Raw genomic sequence first — 21,566 nt, forward strand, 5'->3', positions numbered from 1 at the left:
CATGTCCGAAACACAAAACGTGTCGCAGCCTTTACCGACGCGTGACAGCTACGAAAACTTCATTGCCCGCATGGGCGTCAATGAGTCGAACCAATCCGGCGCGGGAACCTACCGCAATAACTGGACTTCGCGCAACAGGCTGCTGATTGAGCAGGCTTACCGGTCGTCCTGGCTGGTGGGCGCAGGTGTTGATGCTATCCCTGATGACATGACCCGCAAGGGCGTGACAATCACCTCAAAGCTCGAGGACGGGGTGAAAAAGCAGCTCGATAATGCATGGGATGAGCTGGGTATATGGGAACATCTCAACGATACGCTGAAGTGGGCAAACCTCTACGGCGGAGCTGTGGGGGTCATCCTGATTGACGGCCAGAATTACTCAACGCCACTGCGCATCGAGACCATCGCTAAGGGCGCTTTTAAAGGCATCATGGTCATGGACCGGTGGATGCTCAATGCTACGACAGAACGCCGCGTGACTGAGCTGGGACCAGACTTCGGCATGCCAGAGTTTTACCGCGTGGTGACATCAGCCACAGGCATCCCGCCGTGGCGCATTCATCACTCCAGGCTGATCCGCTTTGACGGCGTTCCGCTGCCATATCAGCAGCGTCTGACAGAAAATGACTGGGGCATGTCAATCATCGAAAGATGTTTTGATCGCCTGCTGGCTTTCGACAGCACGACAACCGGCGTAGCTCAGCTCGTTTACAAAGCGCACCTGCGCACGTACAGCATTGAGAACCTTCGCGGCTTACTGGCAATGGGCAAAGACAACCCGGCATTCAAAGGCCTGATGTCGCACATGGACATGATCCGCCAGTACCAGAGCAACGAAGGCATGACGATCATGGACGCCAAGGACAAATTCGAGGCGCACTCCTATTCGTATGCTGGTCTCAGCGATGTGCTGGCGCAGTTCGGGCAACAGGTATCAGGTGCTTTCGGCATCCCGCTGGTTCGCCTGTTCGGCCAGTCTCCTGCTGGCTTCTCTACCGGTGATACTGACCTCGCCAACTATTATGACAACGTGTCCACCAAGCAGGAGCGCAAGCTTCGCCGCCCAATCCGTAAACTGTTCGAAGTGCTGCACATGAGCCTGTTCGCTCAGCCGCTGCCTGATGACTTCGCATTTGAATTTAACGAACTGTGGCAGGTCTCTGACAAAGAGCGTGCAGAAATCGCTAACACGGTCGTCGATGCCACTACTAAAGCTGTGGATGCTGGCCTGATGACCGATAAGGCCGGGGCGCTGCATCTGCAGGAGACCTCACGTGTAACGGGCTTTGGCGGAACCATCAGCGACGAGGATATTGATAATGCCAGTGACCTCCCGCCGCCGAGCGAGAAAGACCTCGACAACGTCGAAACCACCGAATCTGAAGCGCGCCGAGAGGCAACTGAGAACACAGCTACGACAGATAGCGCAGGCGGTGGGCGCCATAGTCGAGGGTTCTTACGATGGTTCAAATGACAGCGTCACCGATATCATGGACAGGCTGGAGCGTTATGCCGACCTGATAGAGCCATGGTCTGAAGCTGTATCGAAGCGTCTTATCAGCACGCTGGAGATCGCCGACGATGCGATGTGGCGTGAGCGCTCCTATCAAATCTCTGCCGGCCTGCGCGATCTGATGGCAGCCAGCCAAGGGCAGGTCACACGCAGCATCATTGCCGAACAGGTGAAGCTGTTTAAATCACTGCCGTTGCAGGCTGCCGATCGCGTTTACGACATTCACAACCAGGCGATAGAGGCCGTGGTGTCCGGTAAGCGTTCCAGTACGCTGAGGCAGGAGATCATGCGCACCGGCGAGGTTACTGAGGCACGGGCAAGAACGATTGCCCGCACTGAGGTTGGCCGGGCATCAACTGCAATCACCCAGGCGCGATCAACCGCCATCGGCTCTAGCGGCTATATCTGGCGTACTGCCGATGACAGCGACGTGCGCCACTCCCACAAGCAGATGGAAGGCAGGTATGTCGACTGGTCAAACCCGCCCACGCTGGACGGAATGACCGGACATGCAGGACAGTTCCCTAACTGCCGGTGCTATTGTGAGGTCGTTTTTTAAGTTTCCGACTCTTTACTGGTATCGCGAAGCAAAGAACCAGCTGGAAGACAAAAAATACTCCAACAACCCCCAAGAAATAAACTGCATGCGCCCATTCTGCGTCAAAATACTTGATTAGCAGACTTAAAAGCACATCGGCAATGTTTGTAGCAATTGGGGCAACTGCCGTGCCCAAAGTTACCAACTTAGAGTTTCGCGTTGTCTTAAACCGGCCCATTCGGTCCCAAATAACTGTGGCAAGCACGAAAATTGCGTAAATGCCATTTATGGTTAACAACCCACCATCCTGCTGATTAGCCTTGAGTATCATAAAACCCAAAACATAGGCCAGTGATGATACAAATGCTACTGCCACAGCCGGACATGTATAGCCCTTAGGTAATTTCATATGGTTCCTTCCTAATTATTTTCAGTGAATGGTTAATAAACCTTATAGAGAAGACGTATGCAATATTTCTTCACCACCCGCCTCGGAAACACTCGTTTTGAGATGGCCGATGGCTCACTGCTGTGCAAAGACGTCCCGATCGCCCGCACCGGTGCACAGGTTTACGACGAAAGCGAATTGCCTGGCATTGTCGGTGACGATGATGGCGAGATTGTCGTCACTCGCGACGCTGACGAAGTGTTCCGCCCCGAAACGCTCGCCTCCTTCGAAGGCATGGCTTTCACGCTGGGCCACCCGAAAGACATGGTCAATCCGGGCAACTGGAAAGACTACGCACACGGGCATATTCAGAACGTTCGCCGCGGCACCGGCGACCAGTCAGATCTGATGCTGGGCGACATTCACATCAAAACCGCCGAAGCCATCCAGCAGGTAATGAACGGCCTCGAGCAGATTTCTATGGGCTACGACGCCGACTACGAGCAGAAAGGCCCGGGTCAGGCACGACAGCACTCAATTATCGGTAACCACTGTGCGGGCGTGCCAAATGGCCGTGCAGGTATTCGCTGTTCAATTGGAGATAGCATATCAATGGCAAATAAAACACAGGGCTGGCTTACCCAGCTGAAACGGGCAATTAAAACCAAGGACTCCGCCACCATGGAAGACTTGGTTGATAACGCTCCCGCAGAACTGATTGAGCCGGAACTGGATTTGCTACGCGCGCTCAATATCACAATCAACCCGGCGCAACCACTGCCACCTGAAAAGCCGCTCGGCGGCCTGACTACCGATGACGGCGAAGGCGGTGCGCAGACTAACAGTGAGCTAGAGGCGAAAGTTGACGCACTGACGTTGCTGGTTCAGCAGCTGATTAACCCGGCCTCGACTGGAACCGTCGACAGCGATGATCCGGAAGAGAAAGAAGAGAAGACCCGCGCAACGACCGATGCTGCTTATCATCAGGGTGTGGTGGCGCGTGCTGAGCTGATTCTGCCGGGCGTCAAGCTGCCGGAGGGCGGCAAGCTGGCGGCGTTCAAGCGCTCAACAATGGATGCGGCATTCAAAACGCCAGACGGTCAGGCGCTGCTGTCTCCGCTGGTGGGCGTGTCTCCTGACTTCGCAAAAATGCCCAAAGCAACGCTAGATGCGGTGTTTGTGTCTGCCAGCGAAATCGCTAAAGCGCGCAACAACGTGCCGGCACCTAATGGCCGCTCAAACTTCTACGACGCATCTAACAAAAACTCTCCGGCTGCCCTGAATAAGGCATTCGCCGCCCACTGGAATAAATAAGGGATAACCAATGCCTTCAATACTGTACCGGATGCCAGTAGGCATCGCCGGGGCTATCTCACGCCCTCAGGATTTGACCACCGAGCCGGTGATTCTGAATTCGGCAAACACTTTCAGCGCTTATGGTCTTGCTGGTAAAGACAGCGCTGATGGCAAATTCATCCCACTGGCGGCGGATGATGCAGCCACAGTGATTACCGGCCTGTACGTGCGCCCGTACCCAACCACCTCAACGCCTGACATGGTACGTCAGGTCGGTGCTGGCAAGAATTTCACGGGTGATGTGATGAAGCGCGGCTATATGACCGTGAATATCGGCGGCACTGCAGTGAACCTGACCAAAGGCGCGCCGGTTTATGTGCGTAACGCTAACCCGACCGACGCGAGCCCGCTGGGTGCAATTCTGGGCGCGGAAGTTACCGACGAAACCGTCGAACTGCCTAACGCTACTTTCACTGGCGCAGGCGATGCCGATGGCAACGCTGAAATCGCTTACAACATTTAAGGAAAACGCTGCATATGTTTACTTTTGACCAAGCCACCGTTGACGGTACTGGCGCTTTCCTGGTTGGCGAGCTTGAGCGCCTCGATCAGGAACTGAACATGCCGCTGGTCGGTTACACGTGGTCGCGCGATATTCAGCTGCGCGAAGACGTGTCTATCGCTGACGACATCAGCTCTTTCACCAACTCGACCTTTGCTGCGCCGGGCACGCCGAATCCAAACGGTAAAAACTGGATCGGCAAAGACTCTACTGCCATCGCAGGCCCGAGCGTCGATATCGCAAAAACCGGCTTTCCGCTGTCCCTGTGGGGCATGGAGCTGGGCTGGACTGTTGTTGAACTGGCCGCCGCCGCTAAAGTCGGCCGTCCGATTGACACCCAGAAATACGATGCAATGCAGCTGAAATGGAACATGGACACCGACGAGCAGGTTTATCGAGGTGACAGTCAGCTGGGTGTGAAAGGTCTGTTTAACTACGCCGGCGCGTCTGTCACCAACGCAGTGAAAACGTGGGCCAACTCGACTAATGCCGAGATTCTGGATTCCATCAACACGCTGCTGACCAATGCATGGAAAGCTTCGGGTTATACGCTGGTACCGCGTGACCTGCGCCTGCCGCCTAAAGCGTTCGCGCTGCTGGCGCAGCGTATCGTATCTGACGCCGGTAACCAGTCTCTGCTGACCTACCTGCAGAACAACACCATCGCATTCCATCAGAACGGCGTGCCACTGAGCATCTATGCCGTTAAATGGCTGGAAGGTGCAGGCGTTGGCGGTACCGATCGCATGGTTGCTTATACCAACGACAAAAAGTATGTGCGCTTCCCGATGGTTCCGCTGCTGAGCGTGCCGGTGCAGTACCGCGGTATTTACCAGCTGACCACTTACTACGGCAAGCTGGGTGCAGTTGAGTCACCATACCCGGAAACCATGGCGTATCTGGACGGCATCTAACCAATCCGGCCCCGCAAGGGGCCAACAGGAGCAGCAAATGGCTAAGAAGACGATTCGCGTCCATACCCCGTTCGATTTCCAGTTCGAAGACGGCACCAGTCAGCACTTTGAAGCAGGCGAGCATACCGTTGATGACAAGGTGGCCGATCACTGGTTTGTTACCGCACACTCTGATGTAACCGGCAAGGCAAAGTCCAGTGCCGACACGAAAGAGCTTCAGTCGCAGATCGACAGCCTGACGGTGCAGCTGGATGCTAAAGAAAAGGCATATGGTGAACTGCAGCAGTCAGTTGCTGATAAAGACCAGGCAATTGCTGATCTGACCGCGCAGCTTGCGGCATTACAGGTGCCTGTCAATGAACCACCGCCGGAAGGTGATGCTGATGGCAAGAAACAAAAACCTGCCGGCGGTAAGTGATTTTCGGCGCGACTTCCCTCAGTTCGATGACACCACCAAATACCCCGATGCAGTAATCCAGTTCCGCCTCAACCTTGCAGACACAATGATCGACGGCTCAGCCATGGGGGATATGTTCCCTTATCTGGCCGAGCTGTTTGTCGCGCATTACATGGTGCTGCATGGTGCTGACTCAGCTGCTGGTGCACTGGGTGGTGCTGGTGGCTCTACCAGCGGCGTGGTTGCTTCCAAGTCCGTCGACAAAGTCAGCGTGAGCTATGACAACAGCTCAACGCTTAATGCTGACGCGGGCTTCTGGAATTTCTCGCGCTACGGTGCGGAGTTCTGGCAAATGCTGATGCTCTTTGGTTACGGGGGGATTCAGCTGTGAGGTCAGGTCTGAATATTCGGGCTGATAATGCGCAGAGCATTCTGGATGCTCTTAAAGCCCTGACAAACAGGGATGTGCTGGTGGGCATACCTGAATCGAAAGATGCACGTGATGAGGGTGAGTTCGGAAATGCGGGCATCGGGTACATCAACGAGAGCGGATCGCCGGCGCAAAACATTCCGCCGCGCCCGCATCTCAAGCCCGGCGTGAAGTCGGTCGAGCAGGATTTCGTGCCTCACCTGAAGGCGGCCGCGCAGAAGGCGCTGGAAGGTAATGCGGAAGGGGCGATGACGTCCCTCGACCGCGCCGGAACGATAGCGGCTAACGGGGTGAAGCGCTACATCACCATTACCGGATTTACACCCCTGGCAGATACCACTATCACCAGCCGTCTCCGCCGGGGGCGCACCGGCAACAAGCCACTTATCGACACCGGCGAGTACCGCCGTTCAATCACGCACGTTGCGAGGGATAAAGATGCCGACACTTGATGTAACGGATGTTCTGCTGTCGCCTGAATTTCTCGATACGACGCTCGTGGTAACACGCAATGAGCAGACAGTCGATGAGGATGGCTTTCCCAAAAACATCACCACAGAAACGCCGTTCGGCGGTGTGGTGACGGTTGACCACTCACTGGAAGCCCGGCGCATGCAGGCCGGGCAGGTGATTAATGGCGCAATCCTGATAGTCACCACCTACCGGCTGAGCAGCGGCAACACCGGCATTGATGCCGACATCGTGACATATCGAGGCCGCGACTATCGCGTGACATTCGTCGATCCTTACACAGCCTATGGTGCCGGCTTTGTGCAGGCGCACTGTGAGCTACAGCCGTTTGATGGAGGCCCGCGTGAGTAACAGCAGCACATCGGCGGGGTATCTGACGCCCGTCAGCGCGCCGCAGTCCTACGATGAAACGCTGGAGCGCGAACTCAGCCAGTGGGTGCGGGCATTGTCTGGACTGCCTGCCAAGATGGTGCGCCCGCGCTGGACAGAGAAGCAGGCAGCAATTCCAGCGGCGGACGTGAACTGGTGCGGATTCGGCATTATCGGCTTCACAGTTGACGATGGCCCCGCATTCGTACGGCAGACCGATGACAGTAATCAGCTGTGGCGGCATGAGGTGATCGAAACGCTTGCCTCGTTTTACGGCCCGCAAAGCCAGTCCATCGCGACGCTGCTCCGTGACGGGCTGACGGTTGAGCAGAACAATGAAGCCCTGAAAACAAACGCGCTGTCTCTCGCTGATTACAGTGAACTGACCGCCTTCCCTGAGCTCATCAATAACCAGTGGGTGCGCCGGTACGACATTACCGTGCGCCTGCGCCGCAAAGTTATCCGCGATTACGGCATCAAATCTCTGGTCAGCGCGCCAGTATCATTCTTTGGAGATTAATCTATGGCACAGGGCTTACCTGTATCCAACGTTGTAAACGTTGATGTGATCATGTCGCCCACTGCGGCGACGGGTCGTAATTTTGGCTCGCTGCTCATACTCGGCACCTCTACGGTTATCCCTGTGTCAGAGCGCATCCGTCAGTATACCGGATCGGAAGATATTGGCGCCGATTTTGGTGAGGACAGCCCGGAGTATGCTGCCGCGCTGGTGTATTTTTCACAGTCACCACAGCCGAAGCAGGTTTATGTAGGGCGCTGGGCAAAGACTCTGGCTGCTGCAGAGACAGGTGCTGAAGAAACGCTGGCGCAGGCCATCAGCGCTGTTCTGCAATTCACTAACTGGTATGGTCTGGGCATTGCCGACAATGAAGACCTCACCCCGGCAGAAATTACCGCTACCGCCGCGGCTATTCAGGCGTCAAGCCTCAGCCGCGTGTTTGCCGTAACGTCCGACGACTCCGGTATTATCGACTCAGCCTCAACTACTGACATTGCCTCAACGCTAAAAGCCGCGGGCTATGGCCGTACCTTTGTTCAGTATTCGGCGAAGAGCAAGTATGCGGCGCTGTCCGCGTTTGGTCGTGCATTCACGGTCAACTTTACCGGCAACAACACCACGCTCACTCTGAAGTTTAAAACTGAGCCAGGCATAACGTATGAAACCCTGACCAGCTCGCAGGCTGCCGCGGTCGATGCGAAAAATGCCAACGTCTACGTGTACTACGCGAACGACACAGCAATCCTGCAGCAGGGTGTGATGTCAAACGGCGAATTCTTCGATGAGCGCCATGGCCTGGACTGGCTGCAGAACTACGTGCAGACCAATCTCTTCAATCTGCTTTACACCTCTACCACCAAAATTCCGCAGACAGAGGCCGGTATCACGCGCCTGTTGTCAAACGTAGAGCAGTCGCTTGACCAGGCTGTTTCCAATGGGCTGGTTGCGGCAGGTGTGTGGAATGGCGGCGATATCGGGCAAATCACGGCGGGCGACACGCTGACGAAGGGCTATTACGTCTATGCGCAGCCGCTGTCCTCTCAGGCGCAGGCCGACCGTGAGGCGCGCAAAGCACCGCTTATCCAGGCGGCAATCAAACTGGCCGGCGCGGTTCACTACGCCGACGTTCAGATCAACGTTGTTCGCTAAGGGGGCATAAATGGCGACTTATAGCTTTATGGACGTTGTCGCGTCCCTTAGCGGGCCGACAGGATCAATTGACCTTGGGTATGGTTCTGCCAACTCCGAGGAAGGTATCACCGTCACCATGACGGAATCCAAAAACACCATGACCATCGGCGCTGACGGTGAAGTGATGCACAGCCTGCACGCGGGCAAGAGCGGCACTATGACCGTCACATTGCTGAAAACATCCCCGGTCAACAAAAAGCTGTCTCTGATGTACAACGCACAGAGCCAGTCTTCTGCGCTGTGGGGCAACAACGTAATCGTGCTGCGCAACCATGCTTCAGGCGACATCACAACCGCCCGCGCCGTGGCGTTCCAGAAACAGCCAGACCACAACGATGCAAAGGTTGGCAACACCAAATCGTGGGTATTCGACTGCGGTAAAATCGACCAGGTTCTCGGGGAGTTTTAACGGATGGAATTTGAAATAAAAGGGGTGCAGTACCGCACCAAACAACTGAGCGTGTTTGATCAGCTTAAAGTCACCCGTAAGTTACTGCCGGTTCTCGCCGGCATCATGCCTGACATGCAGAGCATCAAAGATGCCCTGCCGAAAGAGGGTGGCGATGCAGACCCGCAGGCAGTTTATGGCGTGCTCGAAAAGGCGCTGCCGAAGATTGCAGAAAAACTGGCTGACATGACGGAGGAAGACACCAACGCGATCATCTTCCCGTGCCTGTCCGTGGTTTCACGCAATCACGGCAAAGGATGGGCTGCAGTTATGCAGTCGGGCGAACTGATGTTTGATGACATCGACCTGATGAGCATGCTGCAGATGGTTGGCCGCGTGGTAGGTGACAGCCTAGGAAATTTTTTGCCCGCAGCCCCCGCCAGCGAGATGCAGCCCCCGCCAGCGGGTTAACACTCGACACCCTTCCAGACGGCGAAGATTATCTGATGCGCCCGGTTGATGCCGGGTATATCAGCTATGCGGCGCTCAAAGACGGGTCGATTGACCTCGCGGACATTGCCAGAATGAACGACTGGCTGGACCTCAAAGCGGATAACAATGCCCGCATACGTCGCTGGGAGCAGGACAACCAATGAACGCTGAAACGATCAAAGACTTCCTTGTTTCTCTTGGCTTCCAGATTGATGAGGCGGGGGCGCGCAAGTTCGATGCGGTTGTGGCCGGCACGACATTGAAGGTGGTAAAGCTTGGCGCAGCGGTTGAGGCGTCAGCGCTTTCTGTCGTGGCGTACACTGCTAAAATTGCCAGCGCGCTGGATAACCTTTACTGGATGTCACAGCGTACCGGTGCAACAGTCGCAGGTATCCAGCAGATTGGCTATGCCGTTTCTCAGATGGGCGGCACGGTTGATGGTGCGCGCGCATCGCTCGAGAGTCTGGCGCGCTTCGTACGCAACAGTCCCGGCGCGGAAGGGTTTTTGAATCGCCTTGGCGTGCAGACCCGCGACGCTAAGGGAAATATGCTGGATATGGCGTCTGTATTTACGGGCGTTGGTCAGCGTCTCAGCAGTATGCCGTACTATCGCGCCAACCAGTATGCGCAGATGCTTGGCATTGATGAAAACACGCTGATGGCGATGCGGCGAGGGATAGGGCAGTTCAGCGCTCAGTATTCGCAGATGGCGAAAGCTATTGGATATAACGCGGATCAGGCTGCAGTAAGCTCTAACAAGTTCATCACCTCACTAAGTTCTTTCGGCCAGATGGCTGGAATGGCGCGAGATAAGATAGGCTCTAATCTGGCTGAGGGCCTGTCTGGCTCTATTGATAACCTGCGTAAACAGGTGGTTGATAATTTCCCCAAAATAGAAGGCGTGATCACCAGCAGCGTAAAGGGGATTCTCTGGCTGGCTGAAGTAATCGGGCGCATAGTTTACCGGCTGATTCAGGCCGGTGCTGACATCATGGATTGGTGGTCATCGCTGGATAAATCCACGCAGCGTCTGATTGAGATATTCGGCGCGCTGGTAATCGCCTGGCGCATTTTGAACGGCGCATTCCTTATGTCGCCTATTGGCATAATCACCGCCCTTAGCGTTGCCATTCTCGCGCTTTACGACGACTACAAAACGTGGAAAGAAGGTGGCAAGTCCCTCATCGACTGGAAGAAGTGGGAGCCGGAAATCACCAATGCCATTAAGGCAATTGATGACCTGAAAAACCGCGTAATGTCTTTGCTGGGTATCGACCCGAAAACATGGTCAGCCAAATGGGACCTGAGCAACCTGACGGAGAACCTTGGCGGCCTGGCAAAAATGCTGGATGGTATTGCAAGGCTTCTGAATGCGATTAAGGACGGGCGCTGGAAGGATGCCTACTCGATTGGTCGCGAGATAATGCAGCAGAAGGGTAGTTCCGATGCTATGCCTCAGGTATCCGGCAGTGCCAATGGCGTGGCTGACTGGATTAAAGGCAAAACGGGGTTCGACCCGCGCAGCATTGGGCAATATTTCACAGGCGACGATGCTGGTGGCGATCTGAAGCGCGGAGAGCGGAACAATAATCCTGGTAACCTGAATTACGTGGGTCAGGCGGGTGCGTCGCTCGAAAGGCCGGGCGGACGATTTGCGAAGTTTGAGACAGCTTACGATGGTCTCAGAGCAATGGCTCGCCAGCTAACCCTGTATGCTCAGCGCGGCATCAACACGGTTCAGGGAATCATTTCAACGTGGGCTCCTTCATCCGAAAACAATACCGGCGCATATGTGAATGCCATAGCATCAAAGCTTGGTGTAAACCCGAATGCTGCATTAAACCTCCAAAACCCTCAGGTGCTTTCACAGCTGATGGATGGAATTATCCGCCATGAGAACGGCAGGAATATCTATCCATCCGAGCTGGTTAATCGCGCTGCCGGTGGTGCTCCCGTTATCCATCAGGAAACCAACATTCACATGCATGGGGTTTCCGACCCGGGGCAGGCTGGCAAAGCGGTCGCCGAACAGCAGATATCTGTTAACTCACGATTCAGTCAGACAATGGCAACAGGGCCACGCTAATGGATATTCTTTCAACGTTGTTTTCGCTGCAGAGCCGAAAGATTGGCCTGATTGTGCCGGATGTGGTGATTTCGGAAAAGCACAGTGACACGCTGGAAATTACCGAGCATCCGGTAGAAGACAAAGCGCCGGTGGCTGACCATGCCTTCCGCCGGCCATCCGAAGTCGTGATGGAGGTAGGTTTTGCTGGCGGCGGCTCGCTGCTGGATTTGCTCGATACATCAGCAATTGGTCTGAGCCTTGGCCTCAGTCCGAAAGAGACGTATCAGGAGCTGATTGACCTGCAGCGCAGCCGCGTTCCTTTCAGCGTAACTACCGGCAAGCGTCTTTATAGCAATATGCTGATCCGCGTGCTGGATGTGACTACTGATAAAACAACCGAGAACGTTTTGGCGGCTACCCTGACATTGAGAGAGGTGCTGATTACTTCGACTCAGAGCGTTACGGTGGCTGACAAGACAGACATGTCTCAGGGCGTAAGCACGTCAGAGGTACAGAACTCTGGTGTTAAATCAACAATTCCCGGTGATGATGCCTCATTCCTGCAAAAAGTTGCCTGGTGGTGGAGCTTATGAATATTGCTGAAATTCCGCTTACTCCCGATAACCAGCAATTCAATACCGCCATTAACGGCGTCAATTATTTAATTCAGACGCTGTGGCGCGATGATGCCGGCTGGATTATCGATCTGCAGGACAGTAGCGGGGCGGACATCGTTACCGGCATTCCTCTGGTGACTGGCGCAAACCTGCTGGCGCAGTTCTCATACCTTAATCTGGGCTTTGGCCTGGCTGTAGTGTGTGACGACCCGGCGCAGGATTACCCGACTAAAATCGATTTGGGCATCAACAGCCACCTGCTGGTGGTAACGGAGTAAGCATGTCACAGAACTGGATGCGCCATTTCGAGCTGCAGATACTGTCCGAGAAGGGCGACGGCATCAGCCTGAGCGACTTCAAGGTGGTGTTTAACATCACCTGGACAGATACCCGCTGGCCGCGCGTGGCGATGGTGCGGATTTACAACCTGTCTAAAGATACTGCATCACGCATTTTGGGGCAGGAGTTCGCGAAGATTAAAATCATCGCGGGTTATGATGGCATGGGATACTCAACAGATCAGAACTTCGGGGAGATATTTAGCGGTGACATTCGGTTTACTGTCACCGGGCGTGACAATCCGACCGATACTTGGGTGCTGATTCAGGCGGTAGACGGTCATCAGGCGTTTATGAACGCCAGTGTTACCAAAACTCTTGCAGCCGGTTACACGGTGGCGGATGTGCATTCTGCTGCTATGGAGAGCTTCAACCCGTACGGCGTGACGCAGGGCATTACCGGCGATATGCCCACAACTGTCTACCCGCGAGGGCGTGTTATTTACCAGTCGTCCCGCGACGTAATGGATAACGTGGCCGCGCAGTGCGGCGCAACGTGGCAGTTGGTCGCCGGTCAGGCGCAAATGGTGCCTACCGATAAGTATGTGCAGAACGCTATTGTTCTGAACAGCGATACCGGGCTGATTGGCATGCCGCAGCAGACGATGGGCGGCGGGGTAAATGTGCGCTGCCTCATCAACCCTAATATTCAGCTTAAGGGTCTGGTACAGATAGACCAGGCGTCAGTGTATCGCGCCAGCCTGTCAGCGGATGAGGTTAAAACACTGCCGGGCAGAGCCAGCGAAAGTAACACCAATGGCAATCTGACGGTGAATGGAACGCTGCAACAGCCCGCAAGTATTGCTGCGGACGGCGTGTATATCGTATCGGCTATAGATTATACTGGCGATACCAGAGGTCAGCCGTGGTACATGGATTTGATGTGCATCGCTCGCGGTTCTGCTGATCTTCAAACAAATTCATCGTTGAATAGGACATATTGATGATACGCGTAGTAATCGCGCTTATTTTAACCTTACCTGGCTCGGTTTTTGCCGACTCACAATGTGGGCCATTTAAATTAGGAACAAGTGATGCCAATGACGGTTGGGCGCGCATTAATGGAGTCAAACCAGAAAGCCAAAAGTTCACTTTCTTGAAAGCAGATGGCGATTACGAAAATGTCAAAATGCAGTGGATGGTACAGCGTAGCGATGCCCCCGGCTGGTTTGGCATGGACTATGTGAAGCGCAATGGAAGGGCCATTCTTAACGTTGAGGCAGTTCGCAGCAACATGGATCAGCCCCGAGTGTTTGGTTCGTTCGATTGCAAACGGGTAAAGTGATATAAAATCAGGTTTCGCCGTTATCACCATCGTCATTAAGCACGATTTTTTTATATTCCTGCATAAGCTTTTTAACCTCATCATCACTTAGGTTGGAAGCTTCTATGCTTTTGGTTCCATCGCTTATCTTCAAAGTCTTAGAACTTCGCGTTTTAATCCAAGAGCTAATAATATTCCCTATGGCATGAAATGCAGCGCCCGACGAGGCGATAGCTATCGTAACGGAAAGCAAGGTTGATCCAGCATCTATGGCATCACAAGTAAAAACTTTACGGCTCACCCTGTATTCACTTTCATCAATTTCGTCCTGAATGGCAGGCAATATTTGCTTACTCACCTCCGGAGACATCTCGATGGTTATATCAAATTTGGGCATTGTGGCACCTGAACCTTATAAAGATAAATTGAGGCTTGCCGGGCGACTGCTGATCAGTGTTTTGCTGCTCATGCTTAATAGCAATGTCACTATGGTCTACGGTCGCGTGGAAGTTAAAGTTAATACTGACTGTGATAACTAATAACACGATCATTAGAACTTAAATATCCTGACATTTGATCAGTAACCCGCTTCGGCGGGTTTTTTATTGCCTGGAGAAAATATGTCAGTATCACCTCAGTCACTGGCCGGTGGCGAACAGCAGGCCATGAAGGTGCTGTCTGATTCCATCTTCTCGATGTTGCGCGTCTCTCTGCCCGGCATCATCGAATCTTTTGACCCCATCGCATGCACCTGCACCGTTCAGCCAGCACTTAAAGGCCAGACTGCCGATGAACTGGGCAACATAAAATCGGCACCACTTCCTCTGCTGGTGGACGTGCCAGTAATCTTCCCGCGCGGGGGCGGCTGCACTATTACCTTTCCTGTGAAAGCAGGTGACGAGTGCCTGGTGGTTTTCTCCGATCGCTGCATCGATTTCTGGTGGCAGAGTGGGGGTGTGCAGGAACCCGTCGACCCGCGCCAACATGATTTATCCGATGCTTTTGCCATCGTTGGACCACAGTCACAGGCGAACGTGATTGAGAATATCAGCACGACAACGATGCAGATGCGAACTGATGACGGGGTCGCATATATTGAGTTAGATCCAAACAGCCATGCAATTAACCTTGTGGCTCCGGGCGGCGTGAACGTCACTACACCGCTGGCAAAATTCAGTCAGGCGGTAACCATCTCCGGCCTGCTGACTTGGGCGGGCGGCATGGTGGGAGGCATTACAGCCGGAACAGCCGCCAAAATTACCGGCGCAATCCAGTTTTTCGGATCGCTCACGTCCAACGGCAAAGACATCAGCGACCAGCACACGCACAGCGGCGTGCAAGCTGGAAGCGGCAACTCTGGCAAGGTGAACTGATGCGATACAGACGCGAAGACCATGATGGCGATTACACCTTCGGGCAGGGTGATGATACCTGGCTGATTAACTCACCTGAAGCTGTGGCGCAGGCAGTTAAAACACGATTCCTGCTCTGGTACGGTCAGTGGTTCCTCAATACTACTGAGGGCACGCCGTGGATTCAGTCGGTGCTCGGCAAGCAGAAACCGGAAACCTATAATCTCGCTATACGCCAGCGCATTCTTAATACGCAAGGCGTTAACTCCATCATGTCATTCGATACCAGCTTCAACACTTCATCACGCCGGGTAGTATTTACGGCAAAAATCGACACCATTTACGGAATGACGACTGTCACAAGCGAGGCATAATGGCTCTTGATCTCGACACGCTGGGGCTCTCCGCTACGGTGACCGCCTCAGGGATTAGTGCGCCTGATTACCAGACGATACTCACATCCATCACCAGTTATTTTCAGCAGATATACGGCACCGATGCCTACCTCGACCCGGACAGTAAAGATGGTCAGATGGTGGCGCTGGTGGCGCTGGCCGTTCACGACGCCAACAACACTGCAATTCAGGTGTACAACTCATTCTCACCATCAACCGCCATGGCTGATGCCCTGACGCGCAATGTGAAGATAAACGGCATCATGCGCAAAGCGGCGACCAATTCAACGGTTGACGTGACGCTGACCGGTACCGCGGGAACCACGATCACCAATGGTTCAGTTAAAGATGCCAACGGCATTATCTGGAACCTGCCAGCAAGTGTCACGATTGAGGCTGGTGGAATGGTAATTGCTACAGCTACCTGTGCCAGTACAGGTGCGGTGGCGGCGGTAATCGGATCAGTAAACCAAATCAATACGCCGACGCGCGGATGGACATCAGTCACTAACGCAAATGCGGCATCTGTCGGCACGGCTGTGGAAAGCGATTCTGCTTTGCGTATCCGGCAGGGGCAAAGCGTAGCTCTGCCATCTCTGACGCCGTTTGATGCGGTTGACGGCGCGCTGGCTAACGTAGAAGGCGTGACGCGGCATAAGCTTTATGAAAATGATACAGGCTCTGTAGATGCCAATGGCCTGCCGGCGCACTCGCTATCTGCAATTGTGGATGGCGGTGACGCAACGATCATTGCGCAGACAATCCGTGGTAAGAAGGGGCAGGGGGTCGCCACTTACGGCACGACGTCAGTGACTGTGCCGGATAAGTACGATAACCCACACGTCATCAGCTTTTATCGCTCAACGGACGTTCCGATCTATGTTGCCTTATCGTTGAAGGTGTTTACCGGGTACACCACACAGATTGGCGAGCAGATTAAGAAGGCTATAGCCGACTACATCAACAGCCTTCTGATTGGTGATGATGTGCTTCTGAGTCGCGTTTACTCGCCGGCTAACCTTGGCGTAGTCAGTGGCGGGAATGCCCGTTATTACGACATTACCTCGCTACTCATTGGTAAAAGCGCCGGAGCTGTATCGGCGGCCAATGTCACCATTGCCTTCAACGAATCCGCGTCATGCAGCACGACTAACATCGCTCTCACGGTGACATCATGAGTAAGTACACCGACCTGATTACGAATTACCACGCAGGTAAACCGAAATTTGTCGCGCATGTTGACCTCTCCACCCGCCCGATCACCGATGCTTCAGCATCCCTGCGAAGCCTAATTTCTGCATTCGATATCGACAGTGCAGTAGGTGTGCAGCTGGACGTGCTGGGCGAATGGATTGGCCGGACGCGAACCGTCAGCCAGCCTATCGCTGGCGTCTATTTCTCATTTGATACCGATGGGCTTGGGTGGGATCAGGGTGTGTGGCAAGGGCCATATGATCCGGACGCAGGATACACCAGCCTGAGTGACGACACGTACCGCATCGTCCTGAAAGCGAAGATAGCGATCAATAGCTGGAACGGTCAAAACGACACGCTACCGCCGATTCTGGAAGCAGCTCTGGAAGGCTCTGGTCTGAAAATGCAGATCGTCGACAATCAGGACATGACCATCTCGGTATGGGTATTCCCTGAGAACGATATTTCAGATGTATCTCTCGAACTCATAGCTGCAATAAAGCAAGGGTATCTGACTGTTAAAGCAGCCGGAGTATGGGCAGGTGATATACAAACCCCCTCAATTGAAACCCCATCAGTCGGAAAGCGGTTTTTTGGCTTCGACATGGATAATGAATACATTGCCGGATTTGATGACGGCGCATGGGAGAAAGCTCTTTAATGGCAACTAACAATTTCAAACCATTCGCAACCGGTGCTGGTGCGAACGTAACATCACAGGCTGACTATGAAGCGCTTAGCGCTTTGCTTACCGGCTTTCAGGCTGGCAAGGCTTCCTCAGCCCAGATTAATAAAGCCTTGCGTCAGGGCAGTACTATGGCAGCGATGCTGGGACAATTTATTAGTTCTGCTGGCATGGATGCTATCGATAACGGAAACGCAGCAGTATTGTTGAACAATTTTTTATCAGCACTTACAACTAACCTTTCTCTTGGTAATGCTTCAAAACGTAATGTTGGTTCAGGAGTCAACCAAGTTCCCGATATGGGGTACTTTTCTAACCTACTTTCCGATAATGGATATCAAAAGTTACCCGGTGGTTTAATTGTTCAGTGGGGGCAGTCTGGGCAAAGTGCAAGCCAGACAGGGTTAGCCAGTGGCACTTTCCCCATTCAATTTCCGAATGGCTGTTTCTTAGTCACGCTAACCGAACAAACCACACCTTCAGGATCTACCCCACATGCAGGCGTTAACTGTTGGGGGCTTGGTTCACTTAATAACTCCGGATTTATAGCAATTTGTGCGGCTCGCCTGAGTAATGCAGCTGCCGTTGCAGAAGCGGTTCGATATTTAGCTATAGGATTCTAAAATCATGGCCTTTTTCTACTCTCCAAATTCCAATATGTTTTTTGATGGCAGCATGGTTGATGCATACAAATCAGCCGGCTCATGGCCTGCAGATGCAAAAAAAGTTAGTGATGATGTTTTTAGGGAGTACACAGGAACTCCTCCATCCGGAAAGGTCAGAGTAAGTAATGGTAAGGGTCCGGAGTGGGCCGACATTCCGCCACCGACAAAAGAGGAGATGGTTGCATTAGCTGAAAATGAAAAGGCTAAGCTTATTTCCTACGCATCTGAAAAAATCCTTCCTTTACAAGATGCTATAGATTTGGACATGGCTAACGAATCGGAGGTTGAGCAACTTTCCGCATGGAAAAGATACAGAGTGCTAATCAACCGTGTTGATGTTATTAATGCCCCGGAAATAAAATGGCCGGAGCAACCTAAATAGCTTAAGCCCCTTTTGGGGCTCATCTTTTTACAAGGCGTTTCCCGAGCTTTATGAAAGGAATCTCAATAAAGTGGTATGCCAAGCACGATACTCCGCATATCAAAATCCATGATAATGTTGATAGTAAGTAATATTTTGAAATGTCACTCGTCAAGCTGAAATGATTGGCAAGTTTGTTCATGACAAACCAAAAGGTCGAATGAAGAAGGTAAATGCTAAAGCTGGCATCTCCAAGCCTTATAAATCCTTTCCACTCAAGCACCCCGGCAAGCTTTCCTCCGCAGCATATAGAGTAAAAAAACAAGCCATACATGACAGTGATGCTTAATGTGATAGGGTTTTCTTTGTAACCAAAAGCAAAGCAAGCTGCAAACAGAGGGAGTGACAGCCATGAAAATATTTTTTCATGGCTATTAATTTTATCCTGCAATGTTGTCATCTTCTTGCAAAGAGCGCCGATAGCAAATGTAGCGATATAAAGGGCTGTGCGATATTCGTATTTACTTAATGCGTAGTAGCATATAAATATAATTGATAGCAAAAGAACTATAGTATTCTTTCTGAAGTTGAGGAAGTAGATGAATGGGAGCGAGAAATATAAAGCCCATTCCCACACCAAGGACCAAGTTACGCCACCACTCAAAAGAAATGATTTCTTATATCCGAATAAGTCAGGCCTGATGTTCATTATTCCACCATCAAACCAGTATAATATGTTATCTGAAAAGAAAAACTTGCCTGTGTGCAATTGAAGCAGAGCGGCAATAACCACGCATAGTAGCGACGAAACTGTTGCCATTGGGACTATTCGAAAAAATCGGTTCACATAGAGCTTAATCCAGTCTGTTTCTTTTTCGCATACTGAGATGAATAGATATCCGGAGATCATAAAAAATATCATAACCGCAAACTTTCCAGAGAAGTACTCAATAAAGAATCCTTCAATATTCCAGTTTCCAAGTACAACCTGGTTGTGACTAAAAACGAAGTGGTGCATGGCTACAAGAGCTGCCAGCACATAGCGCAAGCCATCCATCCGTTTAATGCGATATGCTGACACATCCTTATCCATAAAAGAAAATATGCGGGAGCTGAAAATCACCCCTGCTAGCATGATGGAAAAAAAAGCCCATGCAGTGTGATGCCATGTCGTAAGCATGATGTCCTCTATGCGTGACTATCCCTGTCTCAGGGCTTTGGTATTAAAGTGGTACGGATCGTACACATAGTTAAGATAATGGCAAGAATCCGTTAAGAGAAAGCCCTGAGGCTAGCCATTGGCTTGCACTTCATTAGCTTAAAAACCATACTGCGTGCAATTTTTACAGGTAGGGCAAGATATGGTTTCTTTCATTGTGATGGCTACACGATTTGCAGGACTGGCTTCAGCCATAGTGCTGCTTATGGTTGCTGCAGGAAGCATAAAGTATGATGGCAGTACAGTTCTGGTCAGCTGCATAGGTGTGGGTTTGTGGGCATGGTGTGAATATGACGAGCGCAAAGCGAAAGGAAAATAAGCTCATAAAAAAGCCCCGGCGTCGGGGCAATCCTGTACCGCGCCTATCTGAGCAGGCTACGGGGTGGGAGCCTAAACAGTAACCATTCACGCCTGGCGGGGCAAATAAATATCCATACCAGCCAACAGGTTCGCAAAAGATACGCCTTGCGCATCTTGATCAGATCCACCGATCGATACTACTGTATCTATATACAGTTATTATCAGAGGAGGATTTGACCATGCCACGCGAGTACCAGATAAAAGAAGCATTCATCAGTTCCATCAAGCGCGAGCCATCAGGCCGCAGCACCGTTACCACTGCTGACTTCGTAGAGGAGCTGGAACGAGTCAACTGGCACTTTACGCTCAAGGCAGCTAACGACTGGATACGGAGCCACACGACTACCTTCCGCGACGCCTCAACGCAGGAGGGCGAGAATATGACGTGGTTCCGGTTCAACCCTAACGGTGGCCTCTGATGGGATTCCCTTCACCGGCGCAGGACTACATACAGCCGCGGCTCAGCCTTAACTCAGTATTCATCCCCAACCCGGCCACAACGTTCCGCGTGGATATCCCGGACGGCTTCCTGCTGGTTGACTCAGCTGCGAAGGTAAAATCCGGCAACAGGATTGCGTATCAGTGGAACGGCTCTTCAGGGTTGGGGAAGATGTACCGCAATAGCCTGGTGACGGAAGAGGGCGAAGTAATAGAAGGTGAGCCGCTGAACGATGTCATCGTGCTTGGGAAGGTGACGTGCGAGGTGCGGCACGTTTACGACGATGGCAGACCAACAATTTAAAAGCTGAGCCTTTAAGCGCTCTTTAGCTGGCGCAGAATTAAAAAAGTAATTCTGCTGCCAGCCGGCATTTACAAAATCACATAAACCACTCGTCAGCCGATTCCCATGTTTCCTGAAGAACCTCAGATACCCGCTCACGATCGGCATCTTTATCCCGCACCCGTAACACTGATAGCCATTATTGCTCGCTTAATTTTTATCATGCTGAGCGGCATCCAGCTGGAAACCAATTCCAGCTGGATGAAAGGCATAGAAAATTTATGGAATGAAAATTAGTTTGTACACACGCGTGTACATAGTATTTTTATAGTAAGATTCTACACCCCTGAATCAGCATGAATAAAGGGATTTTCAGCTATTGCAGCCATGTCAGGTAAAGAAGGGTGAAACAGGGCTGGTAATCCATGACGGGCGCGGGCACGGTCGCAGGCCTCATTCACTACGCCATCCTCTCCTGACATCGCAAATTCACGGCAGGGAGAGGGGCGCTGCTCATAGATACCGCAGGAGACGCAGCTGCCAGGCTCGCCCTGCAGCGCAACGCAGCGCGGCGTGCGATCGTTTGTGCCGCGCATATTGCGCATCAGCAGGCTCAGTGGCTCAGTGAGATCGACTGGCACTACGCCACCGGCATCATCGGCTTCAGCCCAGTAAAAGGAAACACGGAAATAGGCGCAGCAGGCGCCACAGGTCATACAAGGGTTGGTTATATCGCTCATCTGATCGCCCGCCACTCCTGAGGCATCGAACCAAAATCACTCGGGATCAACAAAGTAATCACGTCGCGAAACTTCAGCAACCTGTTTTTTATCTTTTTTCGCGCCGGCAAATTTGAT

The 21,566-nt window shown here is 52.6% G+C and carries 32 protein-coding genes; 27 read left to right on the forward strand and 5 right to left on the reverse strand.

The window, feature by feature from the left end; all coding sequences use genetic code 11:
• Position 1: 1 nt before the first annotated feature.
• Together BBA90_RS11340 and BBA90_RS11345 are read left to right on the forward strand one after the other, a co-directional pair.
• Positions 2-1,474: a DUF1073 domain-containing protein gene (locus BBA90_RS11340; RefSeq protein ID WP_065649226.1), complete on the forward strand. Its 1,473-nt coding sequence runs from the start codon at positions 2-4 to the stop codon at positions 1,472-1,474.
• Positions 1,434-2,072, forward strand: coding sequence for a phage minor head protein (locus BBA90_RS11345; protein ID WP_075050738.1), 639 nt, complete (start codon positions 1,434-1,436; stop codon positions 2,070-2,072). Before BBA90_RS11340 ends, BBA90_RS11345 begins: the two co-directional genes overlap by 41 nt.
• Here the strand turns inward: BBA90_RS11345 and BBA90_RS19150 are convergent.
• A complete protein-coding gene (locus BBA90_RS19150) occupies positions 2,038-2,460 on the reverse strand; it encodes a hypothetical protein (protein WP_139074188.1) in 423 nt (140 codons plus the stop codon). The two genes, BBA90_RS11345 and BBA90_RS19150, sit on opposite strands and share 35 nt — an antisense overlap.
• A 57-nt stretch (positions 2,461-2,517) precedes the next feature.
• Between BBA90_RS19150 and BBA90_RS11350 the strand changes: the two genes are divergently transcribed.
• Genes BBA90_RS11350 through BBA90_RS11430 form a run of 17 tightly spaced genes read left to right on the forward strand, consistent with a single transcriptional unit; the run spans position 2,518 to position 13,777 of the window.
• Entirely contained in the window at positions 2,518-3,753 is a 1,236-nt protein-coding gene (locus tag BBA90_RS11350; protein WP_065649228.1) for a DUF2213 domain-containing protein, read from the forward strand.
• A gap of 10 nt (positions 3,754-3,763) precedes the next feature.
• The gene (locus BBA90_RS11355; protein WP_065649229.1) at positions 3,764-4,258 is read left to right on the forward strand and encodes a structural cement protein Gp24; all 495 of its coding nucleotides are present in this window, start codon (positions 3,764-3,766) and stop codon (positions 4,256-4,258) included.
• A 14-nt stretch (positions 4,259-4,272) separates the two neighbouring features.
• Entirely contained in the window at positions 4,273-5,211 is a 939-nt protein-coding gene (locus BBA90_RS11360) for a DUF2184 domain-containing protein (RefSeq protein ID WP_065649230.1), read from the forward strand.
• Positions 5,212-5,248: 37 nt separating this feature from the next.
• Positions 5,249-5,629 carry an STY1053 family phage-associated protein gene (locus tag BBA90_RS11365; protein ID WP_065649231.1) on the forward strand — a complete coding sequence of 127 codons (381 nt, stop codon included), beginning with the start codon at positions 5,249-5,251 and terminating at the stop codon, positions 5,627-5,629.
• Positions 5,595-5,999 (forward strand): DUF4054 domain-containing protein, encoded by a 405-nt coding sequence (locus BBA90_RS11370; RefSeq protein ID WP_065650464.1) that lies wholly within the window; start codon positions 5,595-5,597, stop codon positions 5,997-5,999. Before BBA90_RS11365 ends, BBA90_RS11370 begins: the two co-directional genes overlap by 35 nt.
• Positions 5,996-6,490, forward strand: a complete 495-nt coding sequence (locus BBA90_RS11375) for a hypothetical protein (protein WP_065649232.1) — start codon at positions 5,996-5,998, stop codon at positions 6,488-6,490. The genes BBA90_RS11370 and BBA90_RS11375 overlap by 4 nt, the downstream gene beginning before the upstream one ends.
• Positions 6,477-6,860, forward strand: coding sequence for a head-tail adaptor (locus tag BBA90_RS11380; RefSeq protein WP_065649233.1), 384 nt, complete (start codon positions 6,477-6,479; stop codon positions 6,858-6,860). Before BBA90_RS11375 ends, BBA90_RS11380 begins: the two co-directional genes overlap by 14 nt.
• Positions 6,841-7,398 carry a phage neck terminator protein gene (locus BBA90_RS11385; protein WP_065649234.1) on the forward strand — a complete coding sequence of 186 codons (558 nt, stop codon included), beginning with the start codon at positions 6,841-6,843 and terminating at the stop codon, positions 7,396-7,398. Before BBA90_RS11380 ends, BBA90_RS11385 begins: the two co-directional genes overlap by 20 nt.
• A 3-nt stretch (positions 7,399-7,401) precedes the next feature.
• On the forward strand, positions 7,402-8,547 hold the full coding sequence (locus BBA90_RS11390; RefSeq protein ID WP_065649235.1) for a DUF3383 family protein: 1,146 nt from the start codon (positions 7,402-7,404) through the stop codon (positions 8,545-8,547).
• Positions 8,548-8,557: 10 nt separating this feature from the next.
• Positions 8,558-8,998: a DUF3277 family protein gene (locus tag BBA90_RS11395; RefSeq protein WP_065649236.1), complete on the forward strand. Its 441-nt coding sequence runs from the start codon at positions 8,558-8,560 to the stop codon at positions 8,996-8,998.
• A gap of 3 nt (positions 8,999-9,001) precedes the next feature.
• Positions 9,002-9,448, forward strand: coding sequence for a phage tail assembly chaperone (locus BBA90_RS11400; protein WP_065649237.1), 447 nt, complete (start codon positions 9,002-9,004; stop codon positions 9,446-9,448).
• Positions 9,449-9,483: 35 nt separating this feature from the next.
• Positions 9,484-9,633, forward strand: coding sequence for a DUF6889 family protein (locus BBA90_RS11405; RefSeq protein ID WP_065649238.1), 150 nt, complete (start codon positions 9,484-9,486; stop codon positions 9,631-9,633).
• Positions 9,630-11,555, forward strand: coding sequence for a hypothetical protein (locus tag BBA90_RS11410; RefSeq protein ID WP_065649239.1), 1,926 nt, complete (start codon positions 9,630-9,632; stop codon positions 11,553-11,555). Before BBA90_RS11405 ends, BBA90_RS11410 begins: the two co-directional genes overlap by 4 nt.
• Positions 11,555-12,130, forward strand: coding sequence for a phage baseplate protein (locus tag BBA90_RS11415; protein WP_065649240.1), 576 nt, complete (start codon positions 11,555-11,557; stop codon positions 12,128-12,130). The genes BBA90_RS11410 and BBA90_RS11415 overlap by 1 nt, the downstream gene beginning before the upstream one ends.
• Complete coding sequence (locus BBA90_RS11420; protein ID WP_065649241.1) at positions 12,127-12,432, forward strand: phage baseplate plug family protein; 306 nt, start codon at positions 12,127-12,129, stop codon at positions 12,430-12,432. Before BBA90_RS11415 ends, BBA90_RS11420 begins: the two co-directional genes overlap by 4 nt.
• A 2-nt stretch (positions 12,433-12,434) precedes the next feature.
• The gene (locus BBA90_RS11425) at positions 12,435-13,436 is read left to right on the forward strand and encodes a phage protein (RefSeq protein ID WP_065649242.1); all 1,002 of its coding nucleotides are present in this window, start codon (positions 12,435-12,437) and stop codon (positions 13,434-13,436) included.
• Positions 13,436-13,777, forward strand: a complete 342-nt coding sequence (locus tag BBA90_RS11430) for a hypothetical protein (protein ID WP_065649243.1) — start codon at positions 13,436-13,438, stop codon at positions 13,775-13,777. Before BBA90_RS11425 ends, BBA90_RS11430 begins: the two co-directional genes overlap by 1 nt.
• A 7-nt stretch (positions 13,778-13,784) precedes the next feature.
• Here BBA90_RS11430 and BBA90_RS11435 read toward each other — a convergent pair whose 3' ends face one another.
• Positions 13,785-14,153, reverse strand: a complete 369-nt coding sequence (locus BBA90_RS11435) for a hypothetical protein (protein WP_065649244.1) — start codon at positions 14,151-14,153, stop codon at positions 13,785-13,787.
• Between the two features lie 223 nt (positions 14,154-14,376).
• Between BBA90_RS11435 and BBA90_RS11440 the strand changes: the two genes are divergently transcribed.
• From BBA90_RS11440 to BBA90_RS11460, 6 genes are read left to right on the forward strand one after another with little or no spacing between them, the layout of a single operon-like run.
• A complete protein-coding gene (locus BBA90_RS11440) occupies positions 14,377-15,129 on the forward strand; it encodes a Gp138 family membrane-puncturing spike protein (RefSeq protein WP_065649245.1) in 753 nt (250 codons plus the stop codon).
• Positions 15,129-15,482 carry a hypothetical protein gene (locus BBA90_RS11445; RefSeq protein WP_065649246.1) on the forward strand — a complete coding sequence of 118 codons (354 nt, stop codon included), beginning with the start codon at positions 15,129-15,131 and terminating at the stop codon, positions 15,480-15,482. Before BBA90_RS11440 ends, BBA90_RS11445 begins: the two co-directional genes overlap by 1 nt.
• Positions 15,482-16,681 (forward strand): baseplate J/gp47 family protein, encoded by a 1,200-nt coding sequence (locus tag BBA90_RS11450; RefSeq protein ID WP_065649247.1) that lies wholly within the window; start codon positions 15,482-15,484, stop codon positions 16,679-16,681. The genes BBA90_RS11445 and BBA90_RS11450 overlap by 1 nt, the downstream gene beginning before the upstream one ends.
• Positions 16,678-17,358, forward strand: coding sequence for a DUF2612 domain-containing protein (locus BBA90_RS11455; protein WP_065649248.1), 681 nt, complete (start codon positions 16,678-16,680; stop codon positions 17,356-17,358). Before BBA90_RS11450 ends, BBA90_RS11455 begins: the two co-directional genes overlap by 4 nt.
• On the forward strand, positions 17,358-18,005 hold the full coding sequence (locus BBA90_RS19155; RefSeq protein WP_139074190.1) for a gp53-like domain-containing protein: 648 nt from the start codon (positions 17,358-17,360) through the stop codon (positions 18,003-18,005). The genes BBA90_RS11455 and BBA90_RS19155 overlap by 1 nt, the downstream gene beginning before the upstream one ends.
• A gap of 4 nt (positions 18,006-18,009) precedes the next feature.
• Complete coding sequence (locus BBA90_RS11460) at positions 18,010-18,429, forward strand: tail fiber assembly protein (protein ID WP_065649249.1); 420 nt, start codon at positions 18,010-18,012, stop codon at positions 18,427-18,429.
• Between the two features lie 19 nt (positions 18,430-18,448).
• On the opposite strand, the gene BBA90_RS11465 is transcribed toward BBA90_RS11460, so the two are convergent.
• Positions 18,449-19,588: an acyltransferase family protein gene (locus BBA90_RS11465; protein WP_065649250.1), complete on the reverse strand. Its 1,140-nt coding sequence runs from the start codon at positions 19,586-19,588 to the stop codon at positions 18,449-18,451.
• A gap of 579 nt (positions 19,589-20,167) precedes the next feature.
• Between BBA90_RS11465 and BBA90_RS11470 the strand changes: the two genes are divergently transcribed.
• A complete protein-coding gene (locus BBA90_RS11470; protein ID WP_065649251.1) occupies positions 20,168-20,407 on the forward strand; it encodes a DNA polymerase V in 240 nt (79 codons plus the stop codon).
• Entirely contained in the window at positions 20,407-20,730 is a 324-nt protein-coding gene (locus BBA90_RS11475; RefSeq protein WP_065649252.1) for a hypothetical protein, read from the forward strand. Before BBA90_RS11470 ends, BBA90_RS11475 begins: the two co-directional genes overlap by 1 nt.
• A gap of 76 nt (positions 20,731-20,806) precedes the next feature.
• Here BBA90_RS11475 and BBA90_RS19615 read toward each other — a convergent pair whose 3' ends face one another.
• Both BBA90_RS19615 and BBA90_RS11480 read right to left on the reverse strand, forming a co-directional pair.
• Complete coding sequence (locus tag BBA90_RS19615; RefSeq protein ID WP_075050739.1) at positions 20,807-20,899, reverse strand: DinI-like family protein; 93 nt, start codon at positions 20,897-20,899, stop codon at positions 20,807-20,809.
• A 148-nt stretch (positions 20,900-21,047) separates the two neighbouring features.
• The gene (locus BBA90_RS11480) at positions 21,048-21,449 is read right to left on the reverse strand and encodes a YkgJ family cysteine cluster protein (RefSeq protein ID WP_065649253.1); all 402 of its coding nucleotides are present in this window, start codon (positions 21,447-21,449) and stop codon (positions 21,048-21,050) included.
• Positions 21,450-21,566 lie beyond the last annotated feature (117 nt).

It is taken from the genome of Pantoea eucrina, from assembly GCF_001691555.1.
Lineage (GTDB): Bacteria > Pseudomonadota > Gammaproteobacteria > Enterobacterales > Enterobacteriaceae > Pantoea > Pantoea borealis.